Genomic DNA, 26,744 nt, shown 5'->3' on the forward strand with positions numbered 1-26,744 from the left:
ATTCCTTTGCTTAGGTAGTTGATACCTTAAATATGGCAAAGCACAAAAAAAGAAAATTCCAGCCTATAGAAAACTATGGCGTTATCGGCAACCTTAAAACCGTGGCCCTGGTTTCGCTGCAGGGATCAATCGATTTTTTATGTGCGCCAAGGTTTGATTCGCCTACCGTTTTTGCCTCTATGCTCGATTCGGAGAAAGGTGGTTACTTTTCAGTTGAGCCACAACTGGAAAACTGTACCAGCAAGCAACTTTACCTGCCGGGAACGGCTGTACTCCTTACCCGTTTTTTTGCTGAACAGGGCATTGCCGAACTTACGGATTACATGCCTTTATCGAAAGAAACTGATTTCCCAAGTGCTATCGTGAGGCAGATTAAAGCGATAAGGGGCAACATTACCTTTAAAGTTTATTGTGTGCCAAGCTTTGGTTATACTAAAAGTACACATACCGTTCAGCATGAGAATGATGAGCTGGTGTTTTTTTCCAAAACGGAAAAAATTAAGCTTAAATTAAAGGCAGATGTTCCGCTCCACATAAAAAAAGATATGGGTTATGCAGAATTTACGCTAAAAGAATCGGAAATGGCACATATCATCATGGAAATTATTGAAGGTGATGGATCTGCAGCCGATTTAAACCATTATACGAAACATGGTTATAGGAAAACCGTCGATTATTGGCGTGAATGGATTAACCAGACTACCTATAAAGGTCGCTACGACGAAATTATCAGAAGATCTGCCATCACCCTCAAATTGCTTACCTCAGCAGAATTTGGATCAGCAGTGGCAGCGCCAACTTTTGGACTGCCGGAAACCATTGGCGGGAACCGGAACTGGGATTACCGCTTTACCTGGATCAGGGATGCGGCATTTACCATGTATGCCTTTTTAAGGCTCGGCTTTTTTGACGAAGCCACGGCGTTTATGGACTGGATATTTAACCTTTGCCAAAAGATAGACCTTCAACTGGTTTATCAGATCGATGGAAATGCGAAGATAAAAGAAGTAGAAGCCGATCAGTTTGAAGGTTATCAAGCCTCAAAACCTGTAAGAATAGGTAATGAAGCGGCAAGCCAATTACAGATTGATATATATGGCGAACTGATTGATACCGTGTACATTTATAACAAATCGTACAAACCAATTACTTATGAATTCTGGACATTGATTGAAAAACAGGTTCAATGTGTAATTAAACAATGGAAAAAACCTGATCACGGTATCTGGGAGATCAGGAATGAGAAAAAGGAATTCCTGCATACGCGTTTAATGTGCTGGGTAGCAATGGACAGAGCGATTAAAATTGCCGAAAACCGATCGTTCCCTTACCCTGAAAGTGAATGGCACAATATCCGCAGCGAGATTTACGTAGACATTTACCATAATTTCTGGAATGAAAAATTAGGTGCCTGGGTACAGTATAAAGGTGCCACACACGTAGATGCGAGTGCTTTACTGATGCCTTTAACACATTTTATCTCCCCATTAGAACCCCGCTGGCTTTCTACCATGAAAGTAATTGATGAAGAACTATTGCTGGACGTACTGGTTTACCGTTATAAAAACGGCATGACTAAAATAGATGGATTAGAAGGCGAAGAAGGCACCTTTAACATGTGCTCGTTCTGGTTTATAGAAGCACTGGCAAAAAGCGGGGAACTGGAGCGTGCAGTAGAAAATTTTGAAAAGATGATCGGTTACTCCAATCACCTTTTACTTTTTAGCGAAGAACTTGGCCGAAAAGGCGAACACCTGGGCAATTTCCCTCAGGCTTTTACGCACCTGGCGTTAATCAGTGCAGCAGTAGAGCTCAACAAACAGCTGAGCCGCGAAACGGATTAGCTTATTGCTCTTCGTAATGATAGGTTAAACCGCCGTCAACAAAATAAGTTGATCCGGTTACATACGCGGCATCATCAGAAGCGAGAAAAGCCACCACATTGGCCACATCTTCTACCTTGCCCATTCTTTTTAAGGGAATATTCTGCAGCACTTTTTCAAGTTGCTCCTTATCATTCAATAAATCCTGATTGATGGGAGTAGAAACTGCACCCGGTGCTACATTATTGATCCTGATGTTAAAAGGCGCCAGTTCTGTGGCCAGATTTCTCGTCAGCATTCTTAAGCCGCCTTTACTGGCACAATACGCTGCAAAATGCGGAAATACAATTTCTTCGTGTACCGAACTCATGTTAATTATTGTTCCGGCTACTTTATGCTCCCTACAGTAGTTTACAAAAGACTGGATACCGAAAAAAACACCTTTTAAATTGGTATTCATTACCAGATCATAATCTTCTTCGGTTACTTCCCAAAAATCGGCCTTCTTCTCAACGCCTGCGTTATTGATCAAAATATCAAGATGACCAAACTCTTTTACGGCATCGTTTACCAGTTTAATGGCTTCTTTCGCTTTACTTAAATCGGCTGCTAAAAAAGAAGCTTTTTGTCCCATTTTTTCGATCCGGGCAATCAGTTTTTCGCCACGCTCATCAAACTTGTGTCCATTTAAAATAATATCACAACCTTCTTTGGCTAATTTTAAGGCACATGCAGCACCAATTCCCTGGCTGCTTCCGGTAATTAAAGCAACTTTATTTTTGAAACGATCCATATCCATATTTTATAATAGATAAAGAAAATTTAGCGGAATATGTTTGGAGAAACCGCATTAAAATGGTGTTGATTTAAAATAAGTTATCCTGAAAAAGATCCTGAAATGACAACTAAATCTGATTGATTAATGCAAAAAATATAACTTCTTAAATAAAACACCGTTATACGTGTAATCGTTTTTTAGTATGTTTGGGCAACAAACACACAATAAACTTAAATTAATTTTAAAACATGAACATTACCAAAAATCTCCTGTTTACTACGCTTATTGCTTTGGGTACGCTTACGATGTATTCTTGTAAAACCAAAAAACTGGCTGCAAAACCAGCTCCGGCACCTGTTGAAAAACCAGCACCACCTGTTGAAGAGAAAAAACCGGCACCAGAACCTGAACCCGAAAAACCAGAACCCATTGAAAAACCGAATTTTAATTTAGATAACATCCAGTTCGAGTTTAATTCGTTTGTACTTAAAACTTCTTCTTTCCCAATTTTGGACAGAGCAGTGGCTGAAATGAAAAAATCACCAAATACTAAGTTTATCCTTAACGGATATTCATCTGCCGAGGGTACACCAGAGCATAACATGTCGCTTTCAGTTGACCGTGCAAATTCGGTAAAATCATATTTTGTTAATGCCGGTTTAAATGGTAACAACTTTACCATTGTTGGGCACGGGGATAAAGATCCAATTAGTCCGAATACGACTGAAGAAGGTAGAATTTTGAACCGTAGAACTGAAATTAAAGTTCAGAAATAAGAACAAAAAAACAATATTAAAAGCTGAATCGTGTAAAATGATTCAGCTTTTTTGTTTATAAGTTGCCTTACCGGCTTTATAAACTATAAAAGTCTTATTTTTTATCGTCCTGTTTAACGTCAGAATGACCAAGGTTTTTGTCTGGACTAATTTCATCTCGGATCAGCTGTTTTAACTCTTTAATTTCGGGAAAACGCTGCATCTGTTTCCTGTCGAAAATTAATTTATCATTTATCGTTATTGTAAATACACCCGATGTTTCGGCCGGCAATAAAGTAACGCCTTTTACCTCATCAACAAAAGTGGTTAAAATTTCCTGCGCCATATAAGCCGAGCGTAGCATCCAGCCGCATTTAGGGCAATAGGTAATATTTATGAGGGGTTTCTCCATGATTTTCTTTTTTACAAGAATACAAAATTATGGAAGATGTAAAACATAAGATGGATGAGGACTGATGACAATTATCAAATCACAATGACCAATAGTGATGGTTAAAGGAATAATTCAGAAAATTGTGGAAAATGAAAGTAATGATCGATTTACATTGAACAATTATACCTAATTACACTGAAAAATAAACTTACTTTGCAAGCATCTCTGTAGCCAGCGGAAAATGACTATACTCCCTGCTCTGCTGCCTTTGCGCTAAAAATTTAAGCTCCTACCTTTTCTTCTCTCTATCGGGCCTAAAAATAATATAGAAAACAAAAATTCCTGCTAATAAAAAAACTATTCCTAAAATTAAATTTGCCCTATCATCCATATAAAACCAACACCGCTATGTACAAATAGTTGGGATTAACCTACAACCTGTAAGAGTAAACGATTTTAGCACTGAACAAAATGAACTAAACAAGTTTTAGGCTCATCTGTTATCAAAATAGAAATAGGGTATCCACATCCATGTTTACCCCATTTCAAATTACTCCCGTGTTAGAGGAATTATAAATACATTAATAAAGCACATTTTGTTTGCTTTGTATGGATTATCATACATAATAAATTTCAGAAACAGGTTGAAACCAGTAAATAAAAATCTTCCTAAAACGCTCAGGATGATAATGCTAAAAAAATATTCAACATATACTACATCGCTATTTATCTTTCAATGGAATTTTAAACCAGAATTCTGAACCTTCCCCTTCCTTACTGCTTACGCCGATTTCGCCTCCGTGCCTTTCAACAATTTCTGCTGAGATATATAAACCTAAACCAAGCCCGGAGAAACTATGCGAAGAGGCTTCTACCCGGAAAAACCTGTCAAATACAAACTGCGATTTATCTTTAGGGATGCCAATACCATAATCACGAACAGAAACCAAAAGGTAATCTTCTTCCGTTCTTGCCGAAACTTCAATTTTATCGGCATCGGGCGAATATTTAATGGCGTTTGAGATAAAATTACTCAATACCTGTTCAATACGATTGCGATCGGCAAATACCTGTACATCGTTTATTTCCATCACAATATCATGCCCGTTCAAACTTTCCTGCAAGCCATCAATGGCATCTTCTATCACTCCGGCAATGTTAAAATCAGAGAAGTTGAAAGTCATTTTGCCAGCTTGTATCTTGGTTACATCCAATAAGTCTTCAACGAGTGCCGTCAGCTTTCCAATCTGTCGGTTGGCCTTATCTACAAACTCATAAATCTTTTCAAATTTCTGTTGTTCGGCCATTCTCAGCGCAAATTGCAAAAAGCCTTTAATACTGGTAATAGGTGTTTTCAGTTCATGACTGGCTATACTCATAAACTCATCTTTACGGTGCATCAGCTCTTTTGTGGCCTGCTGCGCTTTCATTAAATCGGTTACTTCGAAACCAAAAAAAGCAATTCCATCTATTACACCTTTATCAGAAAATACAGGGTTTAATATCATATCGAACCATTTCTCTACTGATTTACCTGTAGTTTTATTTATCTGATCAATTTTATAGGCATTGGCTACATAAGTTTTGCCTGTTTGCATTACCTGGTCTTCAATTTCCAGAAGTTCAGGCGATTCGAATTTAGATCCGTTCCCAATCCTTGAGCGGCCGATATAATCTGTACCTCCATCAAAGGTTTTAAAGGCTTCATTCACAAATTCGTATTTCAGTCCTTCCCCTCTGCGGATGGTAATTAATGCAGGTGCATTTTTAAAAATGCTGTAAAACTCGTCTTGCTGTTTTTTGATGAGTTTTTGAAGTTCTCCACGCTTTTTCTCGGTATGTTTCTGTTTGCTGATGTCGATTACGTAAGTTACAGCACCGTTAGGCACTTCTTCATCGAGCAGGGCAGCACCTACCAGCACATCAACAGGAACGCCATCTTTACGGAGGTATTGTTTTTCAAATGGCGGACAGAAACCTTCTTCTTTTAACAATTTAGCAGATATTTTACTGATTGGTAAAAAAGCTTCGGGTGTGATCTGCATCCAGTCTATATTTCCGTTTTCGAAATCAGACCGTGTATAACCTAAAAGTTTTAAGAAAATATCATTGGCATCCTCTATCCTGCCGGTTTCGGTATTGCTAAACAAAATGCCGATTACATTGGATTCGAAAATCTTTCTGAATTTACGTTCGGTAGAATTTAGTTTTACTTCGGTATCTACCAGTTTCGAAATATCAACAATAGAGCCTACCATGCGGTAAGGGGTTTGCAGATCATCCAGTAAAATGCTGCCACGATCGAGCAAAGTAGCATAACTGCCATCTGCTTTTTGTAAGCGGTATTGGGCTGTCCACTGTGTTTCGTTGTGGTTAATGGCATCGTAAACACTGGTTTTTACCCTTTCGCGGTCATCCGGATGGATTTTATCAAACCAAAAGGCAATATTTTGAGTCTCCAAATCCTTTTCATAGCCAAACATGGTGGTAAAGTTATCGCTCCGCCACATGGTATTATGTGCTAAGTTCCAGTCCCAAATGGTATCGTTAGTGGCGTGTGATACGAGGTTGAAACGTTCTTCACTTTCAGAAAGTTTCATGGTCCGCTCTTTCACCTTCAGTTCAAGGTCGGAGTTAAGCTGGCGCAGGTTTTCGCGTGCACCCAAGAGCTCGTTGTAGTTTTTCTTCAGTTTCTGTTCGGCCAGTTTTTGCTGACTGATATCTGTGAGGGTGGCCACAAAACCATCCGACATTTTTACGGCAATAAGCTGGCACCATTGTTCTTTAGAGAACTGTAGTTCCGTTTCGAGCACCTTGCCATTTTCTACAACGCTAACATATTTATTAAACAGGTTACTTACGGTTAGTTCGGGTAACATTTTAACCAGCCTTGCACCTGTTAGTTCTGCTTTATTTTTCTTTAAAATACTCAGTGCCGAATCGTTATAGGTACTGCATTCAAAATCAGTAATAAAATGTTTGGCATCCCTTACCGCCCTGAAAGCTAAAATGCCATTTATGCTGGCATTAAAAACACCGCTGATGATGTTGTTCAGTTCGGTAATCCTTGAAATATCTACGAAAGAAATTACGACTCCATCTACCCGCTTATCTTTCCTTAAATAAGGCATAATCCGCATTAACGAACGGGTATTGTTTTTTAGCTGAACTTCTTTTTCTATTATATGCCCGCTTAATAATACTTGTCTGATATCACCGGTAAAGTTTTCTGCCTTAATATTATTTGAAATATGTTCAATGGAGCGGCCAATATCTGCTTCAATAAGGTTAACCATGCTGATTGCTGCAGGATTAAATTTACGGATAATCATTCCCGCATCCAGAAAAATCTGTCCGATGTCTGTACTCCTGAAATAATTGTCCAGGTCATCGTTTAACTCAATGAGTTCTTTAATTTTAAGCTGATGCTCGGTATTAAGGGTATGAAGTTCTTCGTTAAGCGATTGCAATTCCTCATTGCTGGATTGAAGTTCTTCGTTGGCCGAAAGCAATTCTTCGTTACTGGATTGAAGCTCCTCATTGGTGGTCTCCATTTCTTCAACCGCCATCTGCAGGTTAGAACGGGTTTCGTTTAGTTCGGCTTCCAGTTCAAATACGTATTCAGATTGTGTAGCATCATGAAAACCGGGCAATGCCAATTCGTCTTTTCCGGCAACAACTTCTAAAACATGCTCGGCAAAAACCACCATTGTAAAGCCGTTAGTATTTGCAGGATCGGATGGTACAATGGAGATATTGACAAATAAATTATCCTTAAAACGGATCTTTTTTAAGGTGATTTTTTTATTCTCTTTCCATGCTTTTCTCAGTCCGGTATTAAGCACAACTGATACCTCTCTGGGTACCATTTTCAAAATATTCAGTTCAATGCTTTGTTCGGGCAGCGATAAATATTGCCGGTAATCGCCAACAGCATCCTGCATAACATAAGCCTGATCTATAAATACGGCTACATACCCAACATCTGAAGAGAGAAAGTCGGCCAGGCGTTTTTCGAGCGGACTTTGAACAGTTTCATTAACATTTCCTTTTTTCCGGTCTAAACCAGGAGCTGTCCTGGAGCCGGTGTTATAAGTATTATAGGTAGAATAATTAATTTTTCCGGTTTTCTGATAGATTTTCGATTTACCCGAAATTTCTGTTAATCCGGCTTTCATAGATGATGCCGTTTCGCTCGAGCCCAGAAACAGGTAACCGTTAGGCAGCAGCGAAAAATGAAATATCGAGAGAATTTTTTCCTGCAGAATGCTGTTGACATAAATAAGCATATTCCGGCAGGTAACCAGGTCATTTTTTATAAAAGGCGGCGATTTAATTACATCGTGTTTGGCAAATACCACCTGTTTGCGTAAGCTGGCAATCACGCTGATGTATTTCCCTTCCTGTATAAAGTACTTTTTAAACAGGTGGGCCGGAATTTCCTTTTTTACAGTAAGCGGATATTGCCCTTTGGAAGCAATTTCGATGCTTTTATCATCAATATCGGAAGCAAATATTTTAATTTCGATTTTTTTACCAGAGCGGTCTACACAATCATTTACCATCGCGGCAACAGAGTAAGCTTCTTCTCCGGTGCTACAGGCACATATCCAGATTTTGATAACATCGCCATCTTCTTTTCGTGCAACTATATCCTGCAAGGCATATTCGTTAAGCTGTGCAAAGGCCTGTTCATCCCTGAAAAATTTGGTTACACCGATGAGGAAATCCTGCGCTAAAATTTTCACTTCATTTGCATTGCCCCGCAAAAATTCTACATAACGATCGAGTTTTTTTATGCCTCTTTCATTCATTCTCCGGCCAATGCGCCTGATGATGGTTGGGGTTTTATAGAGGTTAAAATCGTTGCCGCTGCTGTTGTGTACCAGTTTAAATATTTCATCAAGCAGTTCTTCATTTACCTTACCGTTTTCGAGTACTTTAACGGGTTCTTCATTTACGTAACTAAAAAGCTCTTCCTGCATCCTTGAAGGAACCATCACATGATCGGCGTTGCCTGATGCTATGGCTGAATTTGGCATTCCGTCGAACTTGGCAGAAGCCGGATCCTGAACAATTACCATCCCGCCGTTTTCTTTAATGCTTTGGATGCCTTTGGTGCCATCAGTTCCTGTTCCGGAGAGGATAATGGCAATGGCTTTCTCTTTTTTATCTTTAGCCAGGGTATATAAAAAATGATCAATCGCCGTATTTGGTGCTTTAATCTGCGATTTATCTGCCAGTTTAAGCCGTCCATTTACCAAAGTCATAAGTTTATTATTGGGAATAATATACACACAATCCTGTTGGATGGCCATATCATTTGCAGCTTCGAACACCTTCATATGGGTATGTTTGCCCACCAGCTCTACCAGTAAACTTTTATAATCTGAAGAAAGGTGCTGGATTACGACAAAAGAAAAACTCGAATTTGCAGGCATGTGGTCGAAAAATTCGTGAATAGCTTCCAAACCACCTGCAGAAGCCCCAATAGCTACAATATATTTATCGTAACGCTTATTCAATACCAGATCCTGCTTTTCCTTTTCCTGCTTTTTTTCCATCAGGTTAATTATAAAGTTGCTTTGTTCTAAATTCAAATATAAAATTCCTCAATGATTCGGCGATTTCCAGTTCATTTTGGACCCAGGGCAATGATTGACCATAAACGGTTTGTAACCAAAGTTTAAACGAGTTACGCGGGTGATAGTTTTTACCGTCTTTGTCAAAATTGATGACCTGCTCCGGGTCTCCGCCCCATTTTATCTGCCGTATTACCTCCGGACGGAAGCAGATGACATAATCGCCGCTCCTGCCATCAACCGGAATCACTAAAATGCCACTTCCTGTTTTTTCGTAAGCCCTGGCTTCTTCATATAATTCGCCCAGGTGGCTGCTCGAAAAAATCTTTTCAATCCCCTTGCCTTCAAGCCAGAGCATCAGGTTATAAATTTCACTTTTATCAGGAATATCACCCCGGTATTCTATTCGGTTTCCAATCTTTACCACCACTCCACCAGCATTAAACAAAGAAAGAATGTTTAGGTTTTCGTCATCCAGCAATCCTTCGATAATATCATCTTTGCCATAAATAAAATCAGTAATGGCGGTCCGTTTTTCCAATCTAGAGGCCGATTGATTGTAATCTTCCTGATCTAAAATGGCTGCAATCCTGTTTGATATTTCTACCGAAAGCCATTCGAAAATATAGCGCATATCTACATTCGGATAATTTGGTTCGATGTGGTGACAGGAAATTAATCCCCATAGTTTACCCTCACGCAACACCCTGATCGACATAGATGCACTTACATTCATATTCTGCATGTACTCCAGATGTACCGAAGCCACACCCCGTAAATTACAGTCAGACAGATCGATAAACGCGTTCGTTAACGGATTAATTACCGGATATAAGCGAACAGGCTGATAAGCCCTGTTAGAAATAAGCCTGAAGGGATTTTTAAGGTAAAGTGCCCTTGCCTGTTTAGGCACATCAGAGGCCGGAAAGGTTTGGCCGAGATAACTTTCCAGGGCTCCTGAAATATCTTCAGCAATAACAGTTCCGTTCCAGTTGGCATCGAACTGGTACATCCTTACTCCATCAAAGCCAGAAACTTTACGTAATTGTTTAATGGCCACATTGCAAACTTCGTCAAGGGTAGAGCCGCTTTCCATTGCCGAAATAAACTGCCTTACTTCCTGAAAAACATCCGAAAAGCTTTTCCTTCCTTCTTTTGATGCCGCTTCTATTTCGAGCAGGGAATAATCATTTTTAATATGGATCAAACCATCAAAAGACAGCTGTTTGCCCTCCTTCTCAAACAGGAGGTTCAAAGGAATCCTGTCTTTGGCATCACCGGCAATGAGTTTAGTGATATTTTCTACATCAGGGCGGCTAAAAAAAGATGATAAATGTTTGTTCATCATCTGCGCAGGTGCCTCATCCGTTATGTTACTCAGGTTTTCGCTGACCTGAATAATATTCAGCGTTTTATTCTCAAGCACCAGCAGGTACCCGTAGTCCTGAATGGAGTTAATGTGGTGTATGGGTAAATTTCCGCAGAATTCTGCATCATAATTTCGTATTTCTGACATTTCCGACTATCGTTGATGGTAACCTTGTGAAGACAAACACAAGATTCCATTTCTTAACAATTATACTGCCAACAAGTTAACAGTTTAAGATAATTTTCCTTTAAATAAGCCGATCAAGGCATATCTTGCTAAAATATAGATTAAGGACTTTACATAACGAAAAATCATGAAAATAATACTACAGATACAACCCACAGGAATGTTATTATACCATGCATGTATCTTACTAAAAAAAGTAAATATGCCTGAATAACCCTTTTTATGTCTTCAACAGCCGCCTATATGTTGATTGATAAGGGTTAATTTTATAACATAATCAACAAAACATGAGCAACGAAAAGAATTTAACAGCCAGTATAGAGATTAACAAACCGGTTGAGGTGGTTTGGGAACTTTGGAATGATCCTGTACATATTGCCGTTTGGAATGCGCCATCTGAGGAATGGATCAATGAGAAAATTGAGAATAACCTGACTGAAGGAGGATTTTTTTTATATGTAATGGCCAAAAAAGATGGCAGCGAAAAATTCAATTTTAAAGGTACTTATACCGAAATAATCAAACATAAACGCATTGCCTATACGTTAGATGATAACAGAAAAAGTTTGATCACTTTTACAGGAGATCAACCGGTTATCCTTACTGAAACCTTTGAACCTGTTGCACACCTTGATTTGGGCATGCAACAGGAGTTCTGCCAATCTGGACTGAACCAGCTTAAAGCTTACGCTGAACGGTTGTAGCCGTTTTTTTAACTGGTTTCTTCCTTTTCTTCCACCAGATGATAAAACCGGTGACGGGTAAACTGGCGGCAATTAACGCGGCCAGGAAAGAAACTATTTTATTGGGTAGCCCTAAAAGCCTGCCTGTATGCAGGTCGTAATTGGTCGCTTCGATTAAGTCAGCGCCATTAAAATCTTTATACAGTTTAGCCCTGAGCATTGCTCCGGTAGCTTCTTCGTAAAAAAATGTATTCTGATTTCTGGCCCAGCGGTAAGGATAAATCATTCTTAAACGCAGTTCGCCTTTACCCCGCAAAGAAAAATTGGTTGCCATAGCCCCCGGATATTTATTTTTTGCTTCAGTATAAATTTTATTGTAACGTACAGGTAACGAATCAATCTGCGCCGGTTTAGCAGCAAAAATGGCTTTTCCCTGCCCCAGTTTACTGCCTGTAAAAAAACTCGCTGTATTTTTTACACTTTTAAAGGCAAAATATAAACCGCTTAATGCTGTGATTAAAAGTATAATTGACGCATAAAAACCCAATACATTGTGCAGGTCGTAATTGAGGCGTTTAAATGATGCTTTCCTTTTAATCGTTAAAGATTGTTTTAATAAACGCATTTGCCCGGGGAACCAAAGCACCAGCCCGGTAATCAGCATGATCACAAAAATAACCACCGACCATTGCATGATAAACTCTCCGGTTTTCCCCAACAATAATGAAAGATGGATATGTTCAACTACCTGAAGCCAGTCTTCTTTTCCTTTTTTTACTAAAGAAGCGTCGTAAGGGTTAAAATAATAAACAGCAGCTTTTTTTGTGGTAATTTCTACTGTTGCATTCGGTATAGCATCTTCAATTCGGATCAACCTTAACTGATCTTTTGGCGAAAGTTTTTCAAAGCTTAAAATAACCTGATCTAAACCAACGAAAGGCTTCTGCTGAACTGCCACATAACGAAAATCTTTCTGGGTTAGATCTCTTATTTCTTCTTCAAATACGTAAAGCGCACCCGTAATACTGATGATGATAACAACCAAACCACTTGCCAGGCCTAACCAGAGGTGAATATTCCTGATGACGTTTTTAAAATTTTTATTTTTCATTGCCTAAAAAGCATAGCCTAGCGATAGGTTAAACCTGCGTCCGTTGCCCCTCACATAATTTACATTACTGCCATAGAACTGAGAAATAGCAGGATAATAAACCTTATTCAGTAAATTTTCTACCCCTAACGATAGTTTTAAAGGTTGTATAATCTGATAGGCAGCTGCAACATTAAACAGGTTAAAAGCTTTAACCGGACCTTCTCCGATTAAATATTTACCCGCAGCGTTGGTTTTAAAGCGATCGCGGTTACCAACACGCATCCAGTTTACATCCAGGCTCAGGTTTTTAATGCCCGTATATTTTAAATAAACAGTAGTTTTTGATGGCGGGATACGCGTTGTATTTAAATACACATCTTTATCGCCATTAAAATTCCCATCATCATCCACATCACCTTTTCCTTCTACCTGTGCATAATTTCCTCCTATGCCCAGCTCTTTTAAAATCTGGTAATCAGCCTGGATTTCAAATCCATATACACGCTCAGGAATACGCTGAGAGATGTATGTTCCATTCACTTCTAAAAGGTTGGCACCCAGTTTTGATGTGCTGTAATAATATGCCGCGCTAAAATTTAAGTTACCGATAGTGCTGCTAAAGCCAGCTTCATAATTGTTTACAATAATCGGCTTGGTTTCTAACTGTGATAAAGTATTGCTTTTTGCCGCCCTTAAAACCCTGCCTAATTCAAATACCGAAAATGATTGTGCATAGCTAACAAAAGGATTAAAGAATTTAAATTTAGAATAACGCGCACCTGCATTAAACACCAGGGCATTGTAGTTTAATTTACCACCTTGTACAGCAATGCTTCCGGCACCGTTGGCGCCAGTGGCCAGGGTGTTAAAATCGTCCACATCGATATTGATGTTCTCGATCCTTAAGCCGCCTTTAATGGTTAAATCGTTAATTAAAGTTGCCGAAGCCTGTAAATAAGGCGCAAAGTTAACCATGTTCATATCCGGCACCCATAAACGGCCATCAGTTAAGCTTTGTGCAGTTTTATCGTTCATTAAATCCAAACCGTAGTTCAATTGCATGGGCACCTTTTGGGTAATGTTAAACGGTGTATTTAAATTTACCCTTGCACCTTTCTTTGTTGAAGTAATGGCAGATTGGCCACTACCAAAAAATGATGCTGAATTTGAATAAATGGTATAAAAATCCTGGTAATATATATTGGCTGTTAAATCGGTTTTGCCGAAAATCTGCTGATTGGTATATTGTAAATTGGCATTGTGGTTAAACCTCGTCCCTTCATCTTCGCCCAATCTTGTTCCGTAAACACCAATTGCAGGCAATTGACCATAAACGCCATCTTTGGTAATATATTTAGAGTGCTGCCTTGAACTGAAATAATTGTACATTATCTGTAAACGCTGCCTGGCAGTAATGTTATAGCCCAGTTTTACAAAACCATTGTAAGATTTCGTTTCACCCAAACCATATTCAGGCGAAATTACCAAACCCTCAGCATCACGGAAAACACCTGTTTTTTCGTACATGCCACTTACCAGGTAATCAAATTTATCTACCTTGCCATACAGCTGTTGCGAAAAACGATAACCTATAGTGCTGTCGCCTTTTAAGTTACCCGTAATCCCTGCCTGACTATAACCTCCGAAGGATTTGCCCTTATCGGCTTTTTTAGTGATGTAGTTGATTAAACCACCTTCTGCCCCATTACCATAAATTGCTGTAGCTCCTTTAATTACCTCTACACGTTCTATAACTGACGGATCGATACTGCGGATATCCCTGCCACCTGCCCTCAAGGGTGTAGATTGCGGAATGCCATCAATTAATACCAAAACATTTCTTCCACGCAATGTCTGACCAGAGTTACCTGTCTGATTGGTAGAAAAACCTAATCCAGGTACACTGTAAGAAAGTATGTTGGCCAAATTCGGACTAATGGCAGATTGTGTATTTAATTCTTTTGCCGTAAGCACGGTTACCGAGGATGGTGTTTGCGATAAAGATTCAGGCCTTCTGCTTGCCGAAACAATTACGTCGTTAAGTCCTTCGCTCTGTTCTTTTAAAATGAAAGTAACTTTGGCTGTATCATTTATATTCACCAATACGCTCTGCTCAAAAGGGTCGTATCCGGTTATGGAAACCCTAACCTGTTGATTTCCGGCCGGTACAGAAACCAACTTAAAATTTCCGGATTTATCTGAAGTGGTTTTAAGGTTTTGCTTCCTGATCTGGATATTGGCAAAAGGTACGCTGTTTCCCAACGAATCGACAACCTTACCACTGATTGATCCTTTCTCTGTTTGTGCAAAGATGGTAACGGACGATAGGATAAAAAGAACTATAGCTAAAAGTTTGATATAAATATGCTTCATGAAACTGGAAATTTCGGCAAATCTAACATTATTTAGACTTGTTAAAAATAATAATCAGAAAAAGATGCCTATCTGGTAATTAATCATTCGCCATTTTAAAATAATTGAGACATAATTTCTATTTTATTTGATATTTGTGCTAACCGTTTAAATAAAAAGGATGTCGGAAATAAAGAAGCTTAAGTATGCAATGGTAACCGGTGCCAGTAAAGGTATCGGCAGATCGATGGCTGTTGCACTGGCGAAAAGGAAAATTAACTTACTGCTAGTTGCCCGTTCAGCAGATGAACTACATGGTCTTCAAAACGACATTAAAAAAAAATATGGTGTTGAAGTAGATATTTTATCCATCGATCTCAGCTTGCCGCAGTCGCCAAAGGAAGTTACAGATTGGGTAAATGCAAAAAATTACGCTGTTTACATCCTCATAAACAATGCAGGTTATGGTTTATGGGGCAAGTTTGCCGCGCTGGATTTGACCGCTCAGTTGGAAATGTGCCAGTTAAATATGAATACCGTTACTTCATTATGCCATTTACTGCTTCCAATACTTTCAAAAGAAAAAGAAGCTTATATCCTTAATGTATCCAGTACTGCAGCTTACCAGGCGGTGCCTACACTGGCCATTTATTCGGCAACTAAAGCCTTCATATTATCATTTACAAGGGCATTGCGCTTCGAACTTAAAAACACCGGTGTTTCGGTAAGCTGCTTAAGTCCCGGGCCGGTTGATACTGGCTTTGCCAGTCGCGCAGGTTTAGATGCCTTTAGCAAAATGGCCGAAAAATTTAACATGCAGCCCGATGAAGTAGCTGAAATTGCAATTAAAGGGATGTTTAACAAAAAATCAGAGATTATTCCAGGTTTTACGAATATCATCAGCGTATATGCCAATAGAATTTTACCAAAAGGATTTATCGAGAAAATGGCCGCAGGGATTTATAAGACGAAATAAAATAGAAGATGTGGGATGGAAGATGGAATTAATAACCAATGATTAATTTGTAATGACCAACTGCTACCGCACTAAATGATTTTATGATCCTGAGCGTAGTCGAGGATCTTCCCAATACATTAATTTTACTTTGATAATCTTCCGGAACCAATGCCTGTAAGATTGTCAAAGTTTACCGTTTCAACGTTTCAATCTGCAGAAACGATTTGTCATCCTGAAGTTTACTTTGACAATCTTTTGGGAATAATGTCTGTAAGATTATCAAAGTTTACCTTTTAGAAGAAAAATAAACCCAGATAGATTTCATGGAATTACTATCTGCCAGAAGCGATTTGTCATCCTGAGCGTTGTCGAAGGATCTTCCCAATAACATTAAAGTTTACTTTGACAATCTTTTGGGAATAATGCCTGTAAGATTGTCAAAGTTTACCGTTTAGAAGAAAAATAACCCAAATAATTTCTTAGCGTGCAATTTGCCAGAAATGATTTGTCATCCTGAAATTTACTTTGACAATCTTCCGGGACCAATGCCTTTAAGATTGTCAAAGTTTACCATTTCCTCAATACATTAATTTTACTTTGACAATCTTACGGAACCAATAACCTATCCGTCCTCAAAAAAAATATTTTAAAAAATTTTAAATAAAATTCTTTGGAATATTAAAAATATGTTACGTTTGTATTAAATACTACTAAATCTATAGACAATGTCGGATAAAACGAACCTGTTTTATTTTCCTTCAGTACCGAACCACTCGCCCATGCGAATGTGCTGTTGTTGCGCATAATTCTATCTATTCAAATTATTTCTTTTTCTAAACCTTTAATTTACTTACAATGGCCACATCGTATCCAACCTTTACCCTATCCGATCAGTTAACCAGGCAACAACTTGATTTTTTTAATACCCATGGTTTTATCCATTTCAAAAATTTCATTAAACCAGCAACGGTTTCTTCCATCATTGATGCCTCTAAAGAGGTAGAAAAAAAATGGATCGAACAAGATATCAAAAAAATAAACGGAGTGCCTATTAAATACGGAAAAGACCTCGATGGCTCGCCGATTGTACAACGTTTCGCTTTTCTTAATCAACAGCATCAAACTTTGAGCGGTTTATTGTTAGATCCACGTTTTAATGCGCTGCTTCAACTGGCTGGCGATGGTGCGCGATTGGGTACGGAAGAAAAAGACGGCATGGTATTTAACCATTACATTAACGGACCAGACAGCAAATTCAGTAAAATGGGCTGGCACACAGATGGTTTACGCGATATTTTTTATGGTACCAAATTGAACCCAATGTTGAATGTTGGTATCCATTTAAGTACCTTAAAACCCGAAAATGGCGGATTAAAAATTATTCCGGGTACGCACAAACAAAGTATATACCAGATGTTGTTCCGCAAGAAATACTTTTTGGATAACAAATCAGATGCTGATGAAGTATCGATCTTACCCGAAGCTGGTGATTTAACCATACACGATGGCCGTTTATGGCACAGGGTTGCAGAATCGGCTGTACGTGGTGAGGAAAGCAGGCGCCGTGTAATTTACATCCCGATTATTGCAGGTAAGTACGCACCAAAAAATGAGAATAGTCCGACGGTGTTTTACCAGCGTTTTGCAGGGATTGTAAAATAAATATATGTTATTTGTACTATTATTCAGTTACCTGGTCAGATCAGGAAAGCTAAAGCGGATAAGCGATTTTTATAAGGGCATACCGAAGAAAATCGGTTTAAAATTTTACCGGCCGGGAACCGCGATACTATTTAGCGTAATACTGGTTGGGGTATAAATTGGAGGATAACATTAAACAGAACGAAAACCATACAAAAGGCAAAAGGGTATTTGCAGATCGGGAACGTACCAATATTTTACGTAAGGGCGAGCAAAGCCTGATCCTTTTTTTATTGAAGAAAGTACCTGCGTGGGTATCTCCTAATATTATGACGGGTATCGGAATGTTCGGATCTATAATTGTGTTTTCTGCATTTATTTTAGCTCATTTCTACAGCCGGACTTATTTACTGACGGGGATTTTAGGATTTTTCATCAATTGGCTTGGCGATTCGCTGGATGGCCGATTAGCATATTACCGCGAAACACCTCGAAAATGGTATGGTTTTGCACTCGATATTATTATGGATTGGCTCAGCATCATCCTCATTGGTTTTGGATATTATTTTTATGCAGAAGGACTCACACAGGTTTTAGCCTTTCTTTTTGTGGTGCTTTATGGCTGGTCGATGATTATCAGCCAGTTGAGGTACAAAATAACCGGTCATTACCAGATCGATTCGGGCCGCTTAGGGCCAACTGAATTGCGAATCATCATTTCGATTGTTCTTATTGCCGAAACATTAATTACTGGCAGCATTACCTATTTTGCTATGGCCATGGTAGCTTTGTTAATGATATTAAACACCATTGATACCTTTAAACTTTTAAAAGCCGGCGATGCTAAAGACAGGGAGGAAAAAGCATGATCAACTGGCCATCTGTAAAGCTTTTTTTAAAGGCACAGGTATCTGCATTTTCTGGTGGCGTAACCGATTACGGCTTAATGGTACTTTTAACCGAATGGCTTCATATCCATTTTACCATTTCAATTTTAATTTCCGGTACTGTTGGCGGAATTGTTAACTTTTGCATTAACCGTTTTTGGGCCTTCAAAAGCACCGATGATTATTGCAGTTCTGCGAGCGGGCAACTGATCCGCTTTTTTACGGTAGTTCTGGGAAGTATTTCTTTAAAATCAGGAGGAACTTATTTATTGCATCAAAGCCTGAATGTAGATTACAAAATCGGCAGATTATTAATTGACAGCGTTGTTTCTTATGGTTTTAACTATCCTCTAATGAAATATTGGGTGTTTAAAATTAATAAATCCCATGAATTTGATGATGAAGAGGAGTATTTTGATCCTGTAGGGAGAGAACAAAGGGCTTAATTACTTTGCTACTATTTTTTATGATTTATCATATAATAGTCCAACCATATCTAACTGGCAAGTGTTTGCGCTTTTATTCGTTAAAATAAAGCTATTTAAAGGGTTAATTTCTTAAGAAAAGGGATAGGCTTTTAAGGTGATGATTTATCTCTATAAATTGTCATTGCGAAGCCAATTTTTCATTGGATGAAGCAATCTCTATTGTATTATTAAAAGCATAAAAGATTGCTTCGTCGTTCCTCCTCGCAATAACGACTTTTCTACTTAAATCTGGCGATGGTAAAAGTAAAAATTTCAATTCAACAGACCGTTGATTATAGATATATGTATGTTTCTAATTAATAAAGGTAAAAAGGATGTCCAGCCCAAACGATGAAGCATAAAAACCGAACACCTTACCTTTACCTTATCAGTTTAATATTGTTTTAGAGTCGCTCATCCTATCCTGGTTTATTTTTTTAATAATTTCTTCGAATCTGGATTGTTTTTCAATGTATTTATTTAATAAATCGATCTGGTTTAAGCCCCTTACCAAATTATGACCGGCATAATTGGTTTTATAGTAAGTATCTCCATTTAAAAAATCGGCTATAAACCTTACGGCCTGCATGTAAATCATAAATTTACCTGCATAAATGAAGAATTGTTTTTCGGTAAAATTTAAAACCGGATCCATCTCTTCCATATATCCTTTATGTATCGCTGCAAACACATCTTCCCTGATGGCGATTTTACTAAAATCTTTTTCCTCTTCGTTTGCTTCTGATAAATAAGTACGCATCATATCACCTACATCGCTTATAAAATAGCCCGGCATCACCGTATCCAGATCGATTACGCACAAGCCAACACCTGTATCAACCTGCAAAAGCACATTGCTGATTTTGGTATCGTGGTGTACCACACGCAGGTTAAGTGCGCTGCTATCAACCATATGGCCGTATTGCTCTTCGATATCGTAATGCCTGATGATTTCCTCTATCGCGAATTTTGCTTCTTTGATCCTTTCTTTGGTTGCCTGCTCTAACGCAGTTTTAAATTGTTCTACACGCAACGGCAGGTTATGAAAATCTTCGATGGTGGGTTTTAACTTTTTTACATTGAAAGCGCATAACATCCTCGTAAATTTACCAAACTGCTTTGCAGCGTGATAAGCCTGCTCCGGACGGTGCACAAAATCAATTGAGCAAGAATTTTCAACAAAAGGGAAAACACGGTAAAAGTGATCGTCGATTACTACAAAATCATTTCCATCTGTAGTTGATATGGGCGCAACAAATAAATACTTGGGAGCGGTTTGATCCAGATATTTCTTTATCGTTTCGATATTTTGGGCAATATTTTGAGGCTGACGAAAAACCTCGGTATTTACTTCCTGTAAAATATAAGCTAATTCTTCACTATAAACTTTCCAGGTATGGTTAATTAAACCCGAGCCAAAAGGTTCAATTTTAAATTTTTCTACGTTAAGTCCATAAGCACCTAAGACTTCTTGAAACATAAGATGTTAATATTTTTGATGAAAATTGTTCCAGGTTAATCTACATTGATGCCCCCGGATAAAGTTGCGTGTTAAAATATGCGGGCAGGCTTGTACACACTACCCGCAACCGAGACTAAAAGCCGCTATCGTCTAAAGCGAAAGTATTTTTACGGTCTTTCCATTTTCCTTTGGTAAAATCAGGGAATTTTTGTGGCATGTTCCCTTCTTTTAACGATTTGGTAGAAAGCGGTGTAATTACACTCATGGTAACCGAATCATATACATCAATCGGCGTTTGTTTTTTCTGTTTTACGGCCTGGATAAAGCCATTAAATACAAACCAGTCCATACCACCGTGACCAGCGCCTACTGCTTCTGCTTCGTATTTTTTCCAAAGCGGGTGATCATATTTATCAAACCACTCCTTTGCGGGATCCCAAACATCGTCCTTTTTAGATTTATGGTCGATATAAACCGATTTGTTTACATCCATCCATAGGCCTTTTGTACCCTGCACCCTGAAACCGATAGAATACGGGCGTGGCAAATGCGTATCATGACTTAACAACACGGTTTCGCCATTTGCACAGTTGATCATCGTAGTGGTTACATCACCGTTTTTATAATTGATTTTGGCATTTGGATGGCCTGGCGACATTTCTTCTACATAAGCAGCCAATCCTCTGGCTTTAGAGCTGAAGGATACCAGACTGGTAAAACTGTTTCCCCTGTTAATATTGGCATATTGCATTAACGGACCTACGCCGTGTGTGGGATACAGATCGCCATCCTGATCGATGTTGAACTGCGTACGCCATTGTGCCTCGCTTAAAGCTTTTGGGCCGTATTCTACCCCACCACCATAATAATCTTTGCCGTTGTTAAAAAGTACGTTTCTTAAATTATGCTGATACCCACCTTCCAGGTGTACCAATTCGCCAAAGAGGCCCTGTCTAACCATATTCAGGGCTGCCATCACATCTCTGCGGTAACAAACGTTCTCCAAAGTCATGTAAGGCATGCCGGTTTTTTCAGAAGTATTTACAATATCCCAATGATCCTGTACGGTTAAACCTGCAATTACTTCGCAGCCCACATATTTACCAGCTTTCATGGCATCAACCGCCTGATCGCGGTGAAACTGCCACGGGGTTGCTATAATTACGGCATCGATATCTTTACGTTCGATCAGTTTTTTATAGGCATCTACCCCACCTGTATATTCTGTTGCGGCTGGCCTGCCTTTTTTAGCAATAAAAGCCCGGCAAACTTTAAGTGAGCTTTCCTGGGTATCGCAAATTGCCACGATTTCTACATCGTCTCTTAAAACACCTTCAGAGATATGGCTCATTCCACGTGCGCCTACACCGATATAGCCCAATCTTACTTTTCCGCTGTCTGATGATGCAAATAAACTTCCGGTTGGCAGGATGGTTAAACCAGCAGCCGTAAATGCACCATTTTTGATAAAATCTCTACGTTCCATTTGTGTTGTTTAATATTTATTGTTTAGTTTTTAATTGATCCGGTTATTTCTGAACAAACGTTTTACTAGCTGTTATTTCGCCCTTTTTCTCTTCAAAACCACTTCATCTACAGCGCATTAATAATCATTTTAGTTTAAAGGTTTTTAAATGGTTTCTGGTTAAAATATAACCTGTAATCTTTAATCCTTCCATTGGCGTTATCCTGCCTTGGCAGTAATTTCAATCCTTTAATATTGTAGCTTTTGCCCAGGTCGATTACGATCTGATGCGGTGGTTTTGGTGATTTATTTTCCCACTGGGTATGCCAGATACTGGTAAACTGCAGGTCGAAAACATTGGCTGCATTTCCGTCATCGCTGCCAAGTTCTTCGCTATCTGCAAAAACAATTTTCCAATCGTTACGGGGAATTTCATTGCCTTTATCATCAAGCAATACAATTTCTGCAACAGAGGTGTATGGTTGCCCTTTTTGTTCTGATAGTGCTTCCAGGCAGAAGTACCTTGCTGTTACCGGTTTAAAATTTACTGTTTGCCATTTATTATCATTAGAAAAGGTGCCTTCGGTATAGGGCTGTTGTGCATCGGCAAGCCACTTCTGGTTGGCTTTACGGTGTAATTCGGGCTGTTTTTCGTTTACTACATCTAAAATGGGTTTGTCCAGAAAGCTTAAATCCGGTTTTGCATTTCCGAATAAATCGAAAACCACCACTTCGTTTTTACCTTTTTTAAGCCAGCTGCCCGGCACCAGCATGGTTTGTGTAGGGCCGATATTCCAGTATCTGCCCAAACACATTCCATTTAACCAAACTAATCCCTTATTCCACTTACTCATGTCGAGATAAGTATCCTGCAGTTTATCAGCATTAAAATTTCCTTTATAAAATGCTGCTGTTGCAGGCTGGTTTGTAAGCTTTTCATAATGCAAGGGAATATTTACCTCACCCATCCTGACAGGATAATTTTTCCAGCCTTTTAATGTAATTTGTTTTCCGTTTTCAGTTAAAACTACCTCACCGTGTATGCCTTTTCTATCGTGCATCTGGTATCCATAGTTTACACGACCTGTAGCCTCCACCAAAATTCTTAATGTGCTTTTAGCAGTTCTGGCCGGAATTTCGATGCTGAATTTATTTTTTCTTCTATCCAGTTCACCTATTTTTTTGCCATTAATGTACACCAGGGCATAATCGTGGATATCTTTAAAAGTCAAAGTAGCTTTTTTACCAGCAGTTAAAGCCGTTTCGTACAATACCGCGCCAAAATCCTGGTTTAAATCTTCCATTAGCAAGGCTGTATCTGCTAATACGGGCTTAGGGAGGTTTTTGGTAAGCACAGCTATTGATGAAAAAGTAACCGGTTGTAGTTTCTGTATTTTGTTTGCTGCAGGTACTTCAGGCAGCACCTCCCCTTCCTGCAGGTAACCGGCAAAAAGCTTGCGGATGGCATAAAACTTCTCGGTAGCATTGCCTGCCTCATCAATAGGCGCATCATAATCGTAACTACTGGTTTGCGGCAGGTAAGGCGGTGCATTGGCGCCACTGTAGGTGCCAAAACTGGTACCGCCGTGTGCCATATATATGCTGAAAGATGCTTTCTGATCGAGCATATATTTCAACTCATTTACAATACGCTGCGTATCACCTTTGTGGTGCGGCCTGCCCCAGCTATCAAACCAACCCGGGTAATATTCGCCACACATTAACGGGCCTGTTGGCTGTATGGCCCTTAAGGCTTTAAAATTGGCTTCTGGTCCGCTGCCAAAGTTTACTACGGCAAATAACCCATCAGGATGATCGTTTTTTAACTGCGAAGGGCCATCGCAATGAAATAAGGGAACAGTAAAGCCGGCTTCTTTTAAATCGGTCTTAATGATGTTCATATAATCCTTATCGTTGCCATAACTCCCGTATTCGTTCTCTACCTGCACCATGATAATATTACCACCATTATTAACCTGTAAAGGTGCCAGCTGTTTGCCTACTGCTAAAAGGTATTTTTTCGACCTTTCTAAAAAGTATGGATATTGTGTGCGCAAACGAATGTTTTTATCTTTAAGCAGCCACCAGGGGAAGCCACCAAACTCCCATTCGGCACAAGAATATGGCCCGGGCCTCAATATTACATACAAACCCACTTCTTTAGCCAGTTTGCAAAATTCTGCCGCATCGCTCTGGCCAGTCCATGTAAACTGATCATGCTGTTTCTCATGCATGTTCCAAAATAAATACGCACATACCGTATTTAAGCCCATTGCTTTTGCCATTTGCAAACGTTGTTTCCATTCGGCCTTTGGTATGCGGGCAAAATGCATCTCGCCACAGCGTATTACATAAGGCTTGCCATTAAGTTCAAAAGCATCGGCACCTATGGTAAAAGTACTTTGTTTTTGGGCCCAGCCATTTACATTCAGGCTGATTAACAATCCTATAGCAATTATATTTTTAAGCAAAAGGGCACGCATTTGTTTAGGTTATGTTGGGTTTTGTTGATTTGTATTTTTAAAAGTAGAACAAGCAAATGAGCAAAACAACATAAATAACAGCGCAAACGATTGACTAATTTTTAGGTTACACATTTTAACTAAGCCTAACGAACGCGCTTATTTTGCAATTGGGTTTAACCCATTTTTAAAGAAATAAATTGATTTTTAAAAGGCTGGGTTATTAACTGGAAGCTTAAAAACAGATAAATATAAAATGCTTTTAATCATCTAATTTTTAAAAAGATGTAGAAGTATTTCCACAACTACAATACATAGTGTGGAAAATTAGTATAATACCCCGATATTTTTTTTCATAAACATGCTCAAATATTTTCTTTAATATATTATTCTTTGAGCGCCATAATCTGCTTTAAATCACAAAAAAGAGCACTTTTTCCCAAAACAACTTCTTTCACGCAAACACAAAATCCTTAAAATCAGGCTATCACAAAACAATTTGGACAAAATTTTGCAAGAGTGTAGATGCAGATTGCATTTGTATCTGGTTTTCTAATTCTGACCTCTTATTATGGAAGACAAACTCATTACCGAAATCAATATCGAAGGCAAGGCCATCAAACACTTTGATTCGTTCGATCTGGAACAAAAATTTAACGGGCATCATTATTTTGAGCTAAGGTTCAGGCAAAACCAATTGGGTTTGCCGGGACTTATTACGCTTGATAACAGCCGCGATTTTGTTGGCAAAACACTTACAGCTTCTTTTGGCTATGAAACTGATAAATTACAGGAATTTACAGGGCTGATTACCAAAATATCGCTTGATCAAAGTCATGGTTATCATGGCGTACTTGTTGTGAGTGGCTACAGTCCTACCATTTTAATTGAACATGGAGCAGATCTGGGTTCTTATCTTGATAAAAGTTTAGAAGAAATAGTAACGCTGACCACAAAAGATATAGCTAAAAATGATCTTAAAATAGTAACCAATACTAACCGCAAAATCCCTGTCGATTATCTTATCCAGTACAAGGAGAACGATTTTGAGTTTTTAAACCGTTTATCGGCCGAATATCAAGAATGGTTTTTCTATGATGGGAAACAACTCAATTTCGGCAAACCAGATGAACAAAAGGAAATACAACTGTTTTATGGTCGCGATGTGCAGGATCTGCAATATGCCATGGAAATTTCTCCGATCAAAAATAAAAATTTCACGTATTACCCCACTGAAGACGAGATTTTGCAAAGTGAAAGCACAGGCAAAACAGACGGCATACCTGACCTTGCACATGCAGTTCGAACTGCTAAGCAAACCTTTAGCAAGACACATCATCAACAGGTACAAATCGCTATAAACAGTAATAAGGAAATTAAAACCTATACAGAAAACGAGGAAAAAGCCAATGCATCAAAGTTTTTAAAAATCAATGCCAAAGGCGATAATGCAGCATTAAGCATTGGTTGCGTTGCCGAAATCATGATGAGCATAAAACAGGAGCTTGCTTTCATCACCGAAAGTCTGGGTAAATTCCTGATTACCAGTATTCATCACCATATTGATGTAGCGGGCAAGTACCATAATACTTTCGAAGGTTTAGTCGCCTCAACAGAATATCTTTTGGTAAAAAATTATAAAAGGCCAAATCCGCAGATGCAGCTGGCTGATGTGGTGGATAATAATGATCCGCTTGGCCATGGACGGATTAAGGTGAGGTTTAAATGGGAATGCCTCAACAATGATGTTACTGATTGGTTAAGGATAATAACACCAGATGCAGGCAGCAGCGCACAGGTAAATACAAACAGGGGGTTTGTGTTTGTTCCCGAAGTTGGCGACCAGGTTGCTGTAACTTTTGAGGAAGGAAATATTGCAAGGCCAATTATAATGGGGAGTATTTTCCACGGTTTAAATGGTGCGGGAGGTGATGAAGATAATCATTTAAAAACAATTGCAACCAGAAGCGGGCATACGGTTGAATTTAATGACACTGCGGGTGCTGAAACCATTACCATTACCGACAAAAACCACAATATCATCAGATTTGACACCAGCGCATCAAGTATCGAAATCAGCGCACCAGAAAACATTAACATTACGGCTAAGAATATAACCATTAATGCTGAACAAAACATTTCAATAACTGCCGGAGAACATCTTTATTATAATGCCGGAGGAAACATTATGAGCAATGCGGGCGAAAACCATTCGGTAATGGCAGAAAACATCAGCATGGTTGCTAACAATAATATTAATAAAAGTGCTTCCAATATCGAAAAAACTGCAGAACATATTAATTTAAACAGTACAAAAGAGAATATCGAGTTGCATAGCAGCAAAGAAATTGTAAACAAAAGCGGCAATAAAGTTAAATTGTTCTGAC

17 protein-coding genes are annotated in these 26,744 nt (G+C 38.8%); 8 read left to right on the forward strand and 9 right to left on the reverse strand.

Going from position 1 to position 26,744, the window contains the following annotated elements:
- Positions 1–32: 32 nt before the first annotated feature.
- Entirely contained in the window at positions 33–1,844 is a 1,812-nt protein-coding gene (locus ABD769_RS22470; protein WP_344853601.1) for a glycoside hydrolase family 15 protein, read from the forward strand.
- Between the two features lies 1 nt (position 1,845).
- Here the strand turns inward: ABD769_RS22470 and ABD769_RS22475 are convergent, their stop codons facing one another.
- On the reverse strand, positions 1,846–2,616 hold the full coding sequence (locus ABD769_RS22475) for an SDR family NAD(P)-dependent oxidoreductase (RefSeq protein WP_344853602.1): 771 nt from the start codon (positions 2,614–2,616) through the stop codon (positions 1,846–1,848).
- Between the two features lie 233 nt (positions 2,617–2,849).
- On the opposite strand from ABD769_RS22475, the gene ABD769_RS22480 reads away from it, so the two are divergent.
- Positions 2,850–3,377 (forward strand): OmpA family protein, encoded by a 528-nt coding sequence (locus ABD769_RS22480; RefSeq protein WP_344853603.1) that lies wholly within the window; start codon positions 2,850–2,852, stop codon positions 3,375–3,377.
- Between the two features lie 94 nt (positions 3,378–3,471).
- Here ABD769_RS22480 and ABD769_RS22485 read toward each other — a convergent pair whose 3' ends face one another.
- From ABD769_RS22485 to ABD769_RS22495, 3 genes are all read right to left on the reverse strand, one after another.
- The gene (locus ABD769_RS22485; RefSeq protein WP_344853604.1) at positions 3,472–3,768 is read right to left on the reverse strand and encodes an Rdx family protein; all 297 of its coding nucleotides are present in this window, start codon (positions 3,766–3,768) and stop codon (positions 3,472–3,474) included.
- 704 nt (positions 3,769–4,472) lie between these two features.
- Positions 4,473–9,314, reverse strand: coding sequence for a chemotaxis protein CheB (locus ABD769_RS22490; RefSeq protein WP_344853605.1), 4,842 nt, complete (start codon positions 9,312–9,314; stop codon positions 4,473–4,475).
- A 4-nt stretch (positions 9,315–9,318) separates the two neighbouring features.
- Positions 9,319–10,848, reverse strand: a complete 1,530-nt coding sequence (locus tag ABD769_RS22495; RefSeq protein WP_344853606.1) for a GAF domain-containing protein — start codon at positions 10,846–10,848, stop codon at positions 9,319–9,321.
- A gap of 326 nt (positions 10,849–11,174) precedes the next feature.
- Here ABD769_RS22495 and ABD769_RS22500 point away from each other — a divergent pair, with 326 nt between their 5' ends.
- The gene (locus ABD769_RS22500) at positions 11,175–11,591 is read left to right on the forward strand and encodes an SRPBCC domain-containing protein (RefSeq protein ID WP_344853607.1); all 417 of its coding nucleotides are present in this window, start codon (positions 11,175–11,177) and stop codon (positions 11,589–11,591) included.
- Here the strand turns inward: ABD769_RS22500 and ABD769_RS22505 are convergent.
- The gene (locus ABD769_RS22505; protein ID WP_344853608.1) at positions 11,566–12,681 is read right to left on the reverse strand and encodes a PepSY-associated TM helix domain-containing protein; all 1,116 of its coding nucleotides are present in this window, start codon (positions 12,679–12,681) and stop codon (positions 11,566–11,568) included. The two genes, ABD769_RS22500 and ABD769_RS22505, sit on opposite strands and share 26 nt — an antisense overlap.
- A 3-nt stretch (positions 12,682–12,684) precedes the next feature.
- Entirely contained in the window at positions 12,685–15,036 is a 2,352-nt protein-coding gene (locus ABD769_RS22510; RefSeq protein ID WP_344853609.1) for a TonB-dependent receptor, read from the reverse strand.
- Positions 15,037–15,196: 160 nt separating this feature from the next.
- Between ABD769_RS22510 and ABD769_RS22515 the strand changes: the two genes are divergently transcribed.
- The 4 genes from ABD769_RS22515 (at position 15,197) to ABD769_RS22530 (ending at position 18,947) form a co-directional block, all read left to right on the forward strand.
- Positions 15,197–15,991 (forward strand): SDR family NAD(P)-dependent oxidoreductase, encoded by a 795-nt coding sequence (locus ABD769_RS22515; RefSeq protein ID WP_344853610.1) that lies wholly within the window; start codon positions 15,197–15,199, stop codon positions 15,989–15,991.
- An 837-nt stretch (positions 15,992–16,828) separates the two neighbouring features.
- Positions 16,829–17,635: a phytanoyl-CoA dioxygenase family protein gene (locus ABD769_RS22520; RefSeq protein ID WP_344853611.1), complete on the forward strand. Its 807-nt coding sequence runs from the start codon at positions 16,829–16,831 to the stop codon at positions 17,633–17,635.
- A gap of 158 nt (positions 17,636–17,793) precedes the next feature.
- Positions 17,794–18,483, forward strand: a complete 690-nt coding sequence (locus ABD769_RS22525; RefSeq protein WP_344853612.1) for a CDP-alcohol phosphatidyltransferase family protein — start codon at positions 17,794–17,796, stop codon at positions 18,481–18,483.
- Positions 18,480–18,947, forward strand: coding sequence for a GtrA family protein (locus ABD769_RS22530; RefSeq protein WP_344853613.1), 468 nt, complete (start codon positions 18,480–18,482; stop codon positions 18,945–18,947). The genes ABD769_RS22525 and ABD769_RS22530 overlap by 4 nt, the downstream gene beginning before the upstream one ends.
- 409 nt (positions 18,948–19,356) lie before the next feature.
- On the opposite strand, the gene ABD769_RS22535 is transcribed toward ABD769_RS22530, so the two are convergent.
- The 3 genes from ABD769_RS22535 to ABD769_RS22545 form a co-directional block, all read right to left on the reverse strand.
- Positions 19,357–20,448: a phosphotransferase enzyme family protein gene (locus ABD769_RS22535; protein ID WP_344853614.1), complete on the reverse strand. Its 1,092-nt coding sequence runs from the start codon at positions 20,446–20,448 to the stop codon at positions 19,357–19,359.
- A 115-nt stretch (positions 20,449–20,563) separates the two neighbouring features.
- Positions 20,564–21,916: a Gfo/Idh/MocA family protein gene (locus tag ABD769_RS22540; protein ID WP_344853615.1), complete on the reverse strand. Its 1,353-nt coding sequence runs from the start codon at positions 21,914–21,916 to the stop codon at positions 20,564–20,566.
- Positions 21,917–22,050: 134 nt separating this feature from the next.
- Positions 22,051–24,366, reverse strand: a complete 2,316-nt coding sequence (locus ABD769_RS22545) for a beta-galactosidase (protein WP_344853616.1) — start codon at positions 24,364–24,366, stop codon at positions 22,051–22,053.
- A gap of 562 nt (positions 24,367–24,928) precedes the next feature.
- Here ABD769_RS22545 and ABD769_RS22550 point away from each other — a divergent pair.
- Entirely contained in the window at positions 24,929–26,743 is a 1,815-nt protein-coding gene (locus ABD769_RS22550) for a type VI secretion system Vgr family protein (RefSeq protein WP_344853617.1), read from the forward strand.
- Position 26,744: the final 1 nt, after the last annotated feature.

Source organism: Pedobacter jeongneungensis (assembly GCF_039538295.1).
GTDB lineage: Bacteria > Bacteroidota > Bacteroidia > Sphingobacteriales > Sphingobacteriaceae > Pedobacter > Pedobacter jeongneungensis.